Raw genomic sequence first — 6,312 nt, forward strand, 5'->3', positions numbered from 1 at the left:
TCCCCATGCTACTTACGGGTAACCAAGCTGCCCAGCCCCGAGGGGCCAAGCGGCGAAGGTCACACCGGGCTGCCGCGGAGGGGGGCGCCGTTTCGCGCAGTTCCTCGCGCCCCTTGAGTGCGCGCTGCGCGCGCATCCTCGCGCCCGCAGACAAAAACGCGCCGAAGCGCCCCGGATGGGGGCGCGGGGAACTGCGCGGACAGGCGCAGCGCACCCGCAGGTGACGACGTGCCCGGCCCCGCAGGACCCTCAGCCCCGGGTGGCCAGTGCCGACACCAGCACCGGCGTGACCTGTTCCACCTGCCACGGCCGCGCCCCGTACCCGGCAACCGCGACGGCGATCGCATCGCCGTCGGCCGGCTTCGGCGGCTCCCAGCACACACGCCGCACGGTGTCCGGTGAGATCAGATTCTCCTGCGGCATGTTGAGCTTCTCGGCGAGCGCCGACACAGCGGACCGCGCCGCGGACAGCCGTGCAGCCGCCGCAGGGTCCTTGTCGGCCCACGCCCGCGGAGGCGGAGGCCCGGTCACGGGCTGGCCCGGCTGCGGCAGCTCGGCCTCGGACAGCGCCTTGGCGCGGTCGATCGCGGCCTGCCACTGCTCCAGCTGGCGACGCCCCACGCGGTGCCCGAACCCGCCGAGCGAGGCCAGCGCGTGCGTGTTCGGCGGCAGGGCCAGCGCGGCCTCGACGATCGCCGCGTCCGCGAGCACCTTGCCCGGTGAGACGTCCCGGCGCTGGGCGATCCGGTCCCGGGTCTGCCACAGCTCCCGGACGGCCGCCATCTGCCGACGCCGGCGCACCTTGTGCATCCCGGACGTACGGCGCCAGGGGTCCTTGCGCGGTTCCGCCGGGGGTGCGGCGGCGATCGCGTCGAACTCCTGCCGGGCCCACTCCAGCTTGCCCTGCCGTTCCAGCTCCTTCTCCAGGGCGTTCCTGAGGTCGACGAGCAGCTCGACATCGAGGGCGGCATACCGCAGCCACGGCTCGGGCAAGGGGCGCGTGGACCAGTCGACGGCGGAGTGACCCTTCTCCAGTACGAAGCCGAGGACGCTCTCCACCATGGCGCCGAGCCCGACCCGTGGGAACCCGGCGAGGCGACCGGCCAGCTCGGTGTCGAACAGGCTCGTCGGCACCATGCCTATCTCACGCAGGCACGGAAGGTCCTGGGTGGCGGCGTGAAGCACCCACTCCACTCCGCTCAGCGCCTCTCCCAGACCCGACAGATCGGGGCAGGCGGTGGGGTCGATCAGGGCGGTGCCGGCGCCCTCGCGGCGCATCTGGATCAGATAGGCGCGCTGCCCGTACCGGTAGCCGGACGCGCGTTCGGCGTCCACGGCGACGGGGCCGGAGCCGGCGGCGAAGGCCGCGACCACCTCGGCGAGCGAGGCGGCGTCGGTGATCACGGGCGGAATGCCCTCGCGTGGTTCCAGCAGGGGGATCGGCGCCGGTTCGACGTCGTCCGGAGGGGCGCCTCCGGTGGTTCGCAGTGGGCTGTCTGCTGCGGTCTCTTGGGCGTCGGTCACCTGTCAAGGGTATCCGTGCAAGGAAGCCGCCCGCCGACGGAACGTTCCGTCGGCGGGCGGTGAAGGGTCGCAAACCAGTCACGTGCCGTACACGCGGGGCGCACGCTCGGGGAGGGGCTCCGGTGAGGACATGGACCGGGAGGGGGCACAGGAGGTTCCGGTGGGTTCGGGGATCCAGCGGGAAAAGCCGCCGGATTCGGACGGATGGGGGTGGGATCAGGTTCAGGATTCAGGATTCAGGTTCAGGATTCACAGGGCACAGGACTCAGGGCACAGGACTCAGGGCGCAGGACTCAGTGGATGATGCCGGTCCGCAGGGCCACGGCCACCATCCCGGCACGGTCGCCCGTGCCGAGCTTGCGGGCGATGCGGGCGAGGTGGCTCTTGACCGTCAGCGCCGACAGTCCCATCGAGACGCCGATCGCCTTGTTCGACTGGCCCTCGGCCACCAGGCGCAGCACCTCCACCTCGCGGCCGGACAGCTCGCGGTAGCCGCCCGGGTGGCTCGGGGCACCCGGGGGGCGGCGGTGCAGGCGCGCCGCGGCGGCGCCGATGGGGGCGGCACCGGGCCGGGTGGGGAGCCCGACGTTGGTGCGCGTACCGGTGACGACGTAGCCCTTCACTCCGCCGGCCAGGGCATTGCGGACCGCGCCGATGTCGTCGGCGGCGGACAGGGCGAGACCGTTGGGCCAGCCCGCGGCGCGTGTCTCCGACAGGAGGGTGAGGCCGGAGCCGTCGGGAAGGTGGACGTCGGCGACGCAGATGTCGCGGGGGTTGCCGATGCGGGGCCGGGCCTCCGCGATGGACGATGCCTCGATGACGTCGCGCACTCCGAGCGCCCACAGGTGGCGGGTGACGGTGGAACGGACGCGCGGATCGGCCACGACGACCATCGCCGTCGGTTTGTTCGGGCGGTAGGCGACCAGGCTTGCGGGCTGCTCGAGGAGAACGGACACCAGGCCTCCTGGGGGGTGCGGGACGGGGCCGGCTGTGGGGATGAAGCCGGTACGAACCGTGCTTTCAAGGTCACAGTGGTCTTCGGCACCAAACTCGTGCTCCTTTAGGGAATGATCACGATTTGGTGAGTAACAATCCGTGCAATTCGGACGCGCGAGCGATCACCCGAAGATCGAGTCGGTTCGGTCCGTTGTCGATATAAGGCCGAAAGTGGCCGTATCGACAAAGAGATGGCAAGAGGTGCCCGCCGAGGGGTGCACGGGGCTTGACGTCGGCCCGGGCGCCGCGGGAGCGGTGCCGTGCGAGGGCTCCGCACACGGCGAAGGGCGGTGACGCACGTGGGGTGCGTCACCGCCCTTCGCCGGGCCGTACGGTCAGCGGGGCTGCGGCCCCCGCCGCTGCGGGAGCGACACCACCGAACCGTCCCCCGGGGCCGCCGGGGGCAGGCCCGCCACCTGGGACAGCAGATCGCACCAGGAGGCCAGGTGCGCGGCGGTGTCCGGCACACCGCTTCTGCCCTCGAGGGGCGTCCACGAGGCGCGGATCTCGATCTGGGAGGCGGCCGGGCGCGCGGCGAGTCCGCCGAAGTAGTGCGAGCCGGCCCGGGTGACGGTTCCGCTCGGCTCGCCGTACGTCAGCCCGCGGGCCTGGAGCGCGCCCGTCAGCCAGGACCAGCACACCTCGGGCAGCAGCGGATCGGCCGCCATCTCGGGTTCGAGTTCGGCGCGCACAAGCGTCACCAGACGGAAGGTCCCCTGCCAGGCCTCGTGCCCGGCCGGGTCGTGCAGCAGCACGAGCCGGCCGTCGGCCAGGTCCTCGCCGTCCACGACGACCGCGGCCTCCAGGGCGTACGTGTGGGGGGCGAGCCGCTGCGGAGGACGGGTGGACTCGATCTCGATCTCGGGCCGCAGTCGTGCGGCCGTCAGCGCGTCGACCGCGGCGCGGAAGGGCCGCGGAGCCGTGTCCGCCGCATGGTCGTCCCCCTCCCCGTCGTCCGTTCCGTCAGCGCCGTCCGTCAGTCGTTCCTGAGCCGCAGCCATGCCGGGAAGAGTAAGGGCAGCGCAGCACGTTCGCAGGGAGAGACACCCGTCCCCGAGGCGGTTTGGCCGGGAAGGGCAAGGTATCGCCGCGCGTGGGGGCGAGCAGGTCGTACGGGGGCCCGCGCGGCGCCCGAGCGGCGCTCGAGGGGTCGCTCCCGCACCACCCGCGCCCCCCGCCGGGCGCTCGCCCCCGAAACCGGCGGTCCCCCCGGGTCGTGCGAGACTTTTCGGCGTGAGTTCCACTGACCGCCCCGTGCAGGGCCAGCCGACAGCGACGTACGACTCCGCCTTCATGAAGGCATGCAGGCGCGAGCCCGTTCCGCACACACCGGTGTGGTTCATGCGGCAGGCCGGGCGCTCCCTGCCCGAGTACCGCGAGGTGCGCGAGGGCATCCCGATGCTCGAGTCCTGCATGCGGCCCGAGCTGGTCACCGAGATCACACTCCAGCCGGTGCGGCGGCACGGCGTCGACGCGGCGATCTACTTCAGCGACATCGTGGTCCCGCTCAAGGCCATCGGCGTCGACCTCGACATCAAGCCCGGCGTGGGTCCGGTCGTCGCGAACCCGATACGCTCCCGCTCCGACATCGCGCAGCTGCGGGACCTGACTCCCGAGGACGTCCAGTACGTCACGGAGGCCATCGGTCTGCTCACCGCCGAGCTCGGCGAGACCCCGCTGATCGGTTTCGCGGGCGCGCCTTTCACCCTCGCGAGCTACCTGATCGAGGGCGGACCGTCCCGTACGTACGAGAACACCAAGGCGCTCATGTACGGCGACCCGCAGCTGTGGGCGGACCTGCTGGACCGCCTCGCGGAGATCACGGCCGCCTTCCTCAAGGTCCAGATCGAGGCGGGCGCCTCGGCCGTCCAGCTCTTCGACTCCTGGGCCGGCGCGCTCGCACCCGCCGACTACCGGCGCTCCGTGCTCCCCGCCTCGGCCAAGGTCTTCCGGGCCGTCGAGGGCTACGGTGTCCCGCGCATCCACTTCGGCGTCGGCACCGGCGAGCTGCTCGGCCTGATGGGGGAGGCAGGAGCGGACGTCGTGGGCGTCGACTGGCGCGTCCCGCTCGACGAGGCCGCCCGCCGCGTCGGACCCGGCAAGGCGCTCCAGGGCAACCTCGACCCGGCGATCCTCTTCGCCCCGGCGGAGGCCGTCGAGGCGAAGACCCGCGAGGTGCTCGACGCCGCCGCCGGGCTCGAGGGCCATGTCTTCAACCTCGGCCACGGCGTCATGCCGTCCACCGACCCTGACGCCCTGACCCGGCTCGTGGAGTACGTCCACGAGCAGACGGCCGGCTGACGGTCCCCCTGGCTCACCACCCGGGCCGCGCCCGTCTGCCGAACAGCAGACCGCGCGGCTCGGGCGGCGGCGGGGTGCCCGGCCGCAGCGGCCACGCCAGCAGCATCCCCACGAGGAAGCCGACCACGTGGGCCGCATACGCCACCGTCCCGGCCCTGGACAGGCCGCTCCCGGACGAGTACACCGCCTGGAGCACGAACCAGAAGCCCAGCACGATCCATGCGGGCAGCCGCAGCGGCAGGAAGACCAGGAACGGGACCAGGACCCAGACCCTGGCCCTGGGGTAGAGGACGAGATACGCGCCGAGCACGCCCGCGATGGCCCCGGAGGCGCCGATCAGCGGGGCGCCGGAGGCGTCGTTGAGATACGCGAAGCCGTACGCCGCCGCGTAGCCGCACGCCACGTAGAACAGCGCGAACCGCACGTGCCCCAGCCGGTCCTCGATGTTGTTGCCGAAGATCAGCAGGAACAGCATGTTGCCCAGCAGATGAAGCCAGCTGCCGTGCAGGAACATCGCGGTGAAGACCGACAGCGGCGGCGACTTGTGGTAACTCGGCGGGGCCACCACGCAGCCGGCGCCGTGCGCGCCGACGCCCACCGCGCCCGTGGGCACGAGCAGGGGCAGCTGATCGTGGATCAACTCCCGTGGAACCACCGCGTAGTGGTCCAGGAACGCCTGGAGATGGCACAGCTGTGACAGATCGCTCTGACCCGCCACCGAGCCCGCCAGGCCGGGAGTGAAGAGAAAGACGACGACGTTGGCCGCGATCAGCGCGTACGTCACATAGGGCGTCCCGCGCACCGGGTTGATGTCATGGACGGGAATGACCACACGGAAGTACTGCCCAGGACGCGACCGCCGAACCGGTGAGCGCGGCGTCCCGTACCGCTGAACGCCCCCCTCCACTCGCACGTATGTCTACTCAACCGCCCGCGGTGTGGGGAAGGCGTGCCGCGGGGACGACGTGAGGATTCAGGCGATGAACGACCGAGTCACCCCAGTCACCCCTCCGATACACGCCCTGCCCGACGGAGAGGCCGAGCTGGCCCTCGTGATCCATCTGCCCTGGGAGGACGTCGCCCGGCTCGGCCAGGAGGCCGGCCGGCTCGCTTCCCAGATGCAGCGCCCCGTGACGCTGGACGAGGCCGTCAGCCACCGCCTGCGCTCCACCCGCCCCGCCGCCCACGCGAAGTCCCCCACGGCCCAGCCGCAGCCGGCTGCGGTGACCGCCGGAACCGCCGTGCCCTCCGGCACCTCCATGACCTCCACCGCCTCCGTGTCGTCCCTGCCCCCCAGGCCGCCGGCCGAGCAGGCCCGCCAGGCCATCGAACGCATCAACGGGGTCGGCCGCCCCGAAACGGCCTGAGCGCCTTAGGGTCTTTCGTTTGGATCAGGCCGGGCTCGCGGGCCCTGGTGCCGTTCCCCCAAGCTCTTCGAGCAGGGGGTACCCCCAGCCGCGTTGTCGTCGGTTGCCATGGCTCCGCCATGAC

At 72.1% G+C, this 6,312-nt stretch carries 6 protein-coding genes; 2 read left to right on the forward strand and 4 right to left on the reverse strand.

From position 1 onward, the window contains the following. Window positions 1-249 precede the first annotated feature (249 nt). The 3 genes from ABZ845_RS26835 to ABZ845_RS26845 form a co-directional block, all read right to left on the reverse strand. Entirely contained in the window at window positions 250-1,524 is a 1,275-nt protein-coding gene (locus ABZ845_RS26835; RefSeq protein ID WP_360984205.1) for a ribonuclease D, read from the reverse strand. Window positions 1,525-1,817: 293 nt separating this feature from the next. Further along, window positions 1,818-2,480 carry a response regulator transcription factor gene (locus tag ABZ845_RS26840; protein WP_003993737.1) on the reverse strand — a complete coding sequence of 221 codons (663 nt, stop codon included), beginning with the start codon at window positions 2,478-2,480 and terminating at the stop codon, window positions 1,818-1,820. Between the two features lie 375 nt (window positions 2,481-2,855). Next, window positions 2,856-3,521 carry a DUF3000 domain-containing protein gene (locus ABZ845_RS26845; RefSeq protein ID WP_360984208.1) on the reverse strand — a complete coding sequence of 222 codons (666 nt, stop codon included), beginning with the start codon at window positions 3,519-3,521 and terminating at the stop codon, window positions 2,856-2,858. Between the two features lie 292 nt (window positions 3,522-3,813). On the opposite strand from ABZ845_RS26845, the gene hemE reads away from it, so the two are divergent. Beyond that, a complete protein-coding gene (hemE, locus tag ABZ845_RS26850) occupies window positions 3,814-4,821 on the forward strand; it encodes a uroporphyrinogen decarboxylase (protein WP_360984223.1) in 1,008 nt (335 codons plus the stop codon). Between the two features lie 13 nt (window positions 4,822-4,834). Here hemE and ABZ845_RS26855 read toward each other — a convergent pair whose 3' ends face one another. Continuing rightward, a complete protein-coding gene (locus tag ABZ845_RS26855) occupies window positions 4,835-5,653 on the reverse strand; it encodes a rhomboid family intramembrane serine protease (protein WP_360984211.1) in 819 nt (272 codons plus the stop codon). 148 nt (window positions 5,654-5,801) lie between these two features. On the opposite strand from ABZ845_RS26855, the gene ABZ845_RS26860 reads away from it, so the two are divergent. Next, window positions 5,802-6,188: a hypothetical protein gene (locus tag ABZ845_RS26860; RefSeq protein WP_360984215.1), complete on the forward strand. Its 387-nt coding sequence runs from the start codon at window positions 5,802-5,804 to the stop codon at window positions 6,186-6,188. Window positions 6,189-6,312 lie beyond the last annotated feature (124 nt).

The organism is Streptomyces sp. NPDC047022 (genome assembly GCF_040644155.1).
Classification (GTDB): Bacteria; Actinomycetota; Actinomycetes; order Streptomycetales; family Streptomycetaceae; genus Streptomyces.

Excerpts from the sequence above, each read along its gene's own strand:
- ABZ845_RS26845 (WP_360984208.1), bottom strand. The coding sequence starts at position 3,521 with ATGGCTGCGGCTCAGGAACGACTGACGGACGGCGCTGACGGAACGGAC.
- hemE (WP_360984223.1), top strand. The coding sequence starts at position 3,814 with ATGAAGGCATGCAGGCGCGAGCCCGTTCCGCACACACCGGTGTGGTTC.
- ABZ845_RS26860 (WP_360984215.1), top strand. The coding sequence starts at position 5,802 with ATGAACGACCGAGTCACCCCAGTCACCCCTCCGATACACGCCCTGCCC.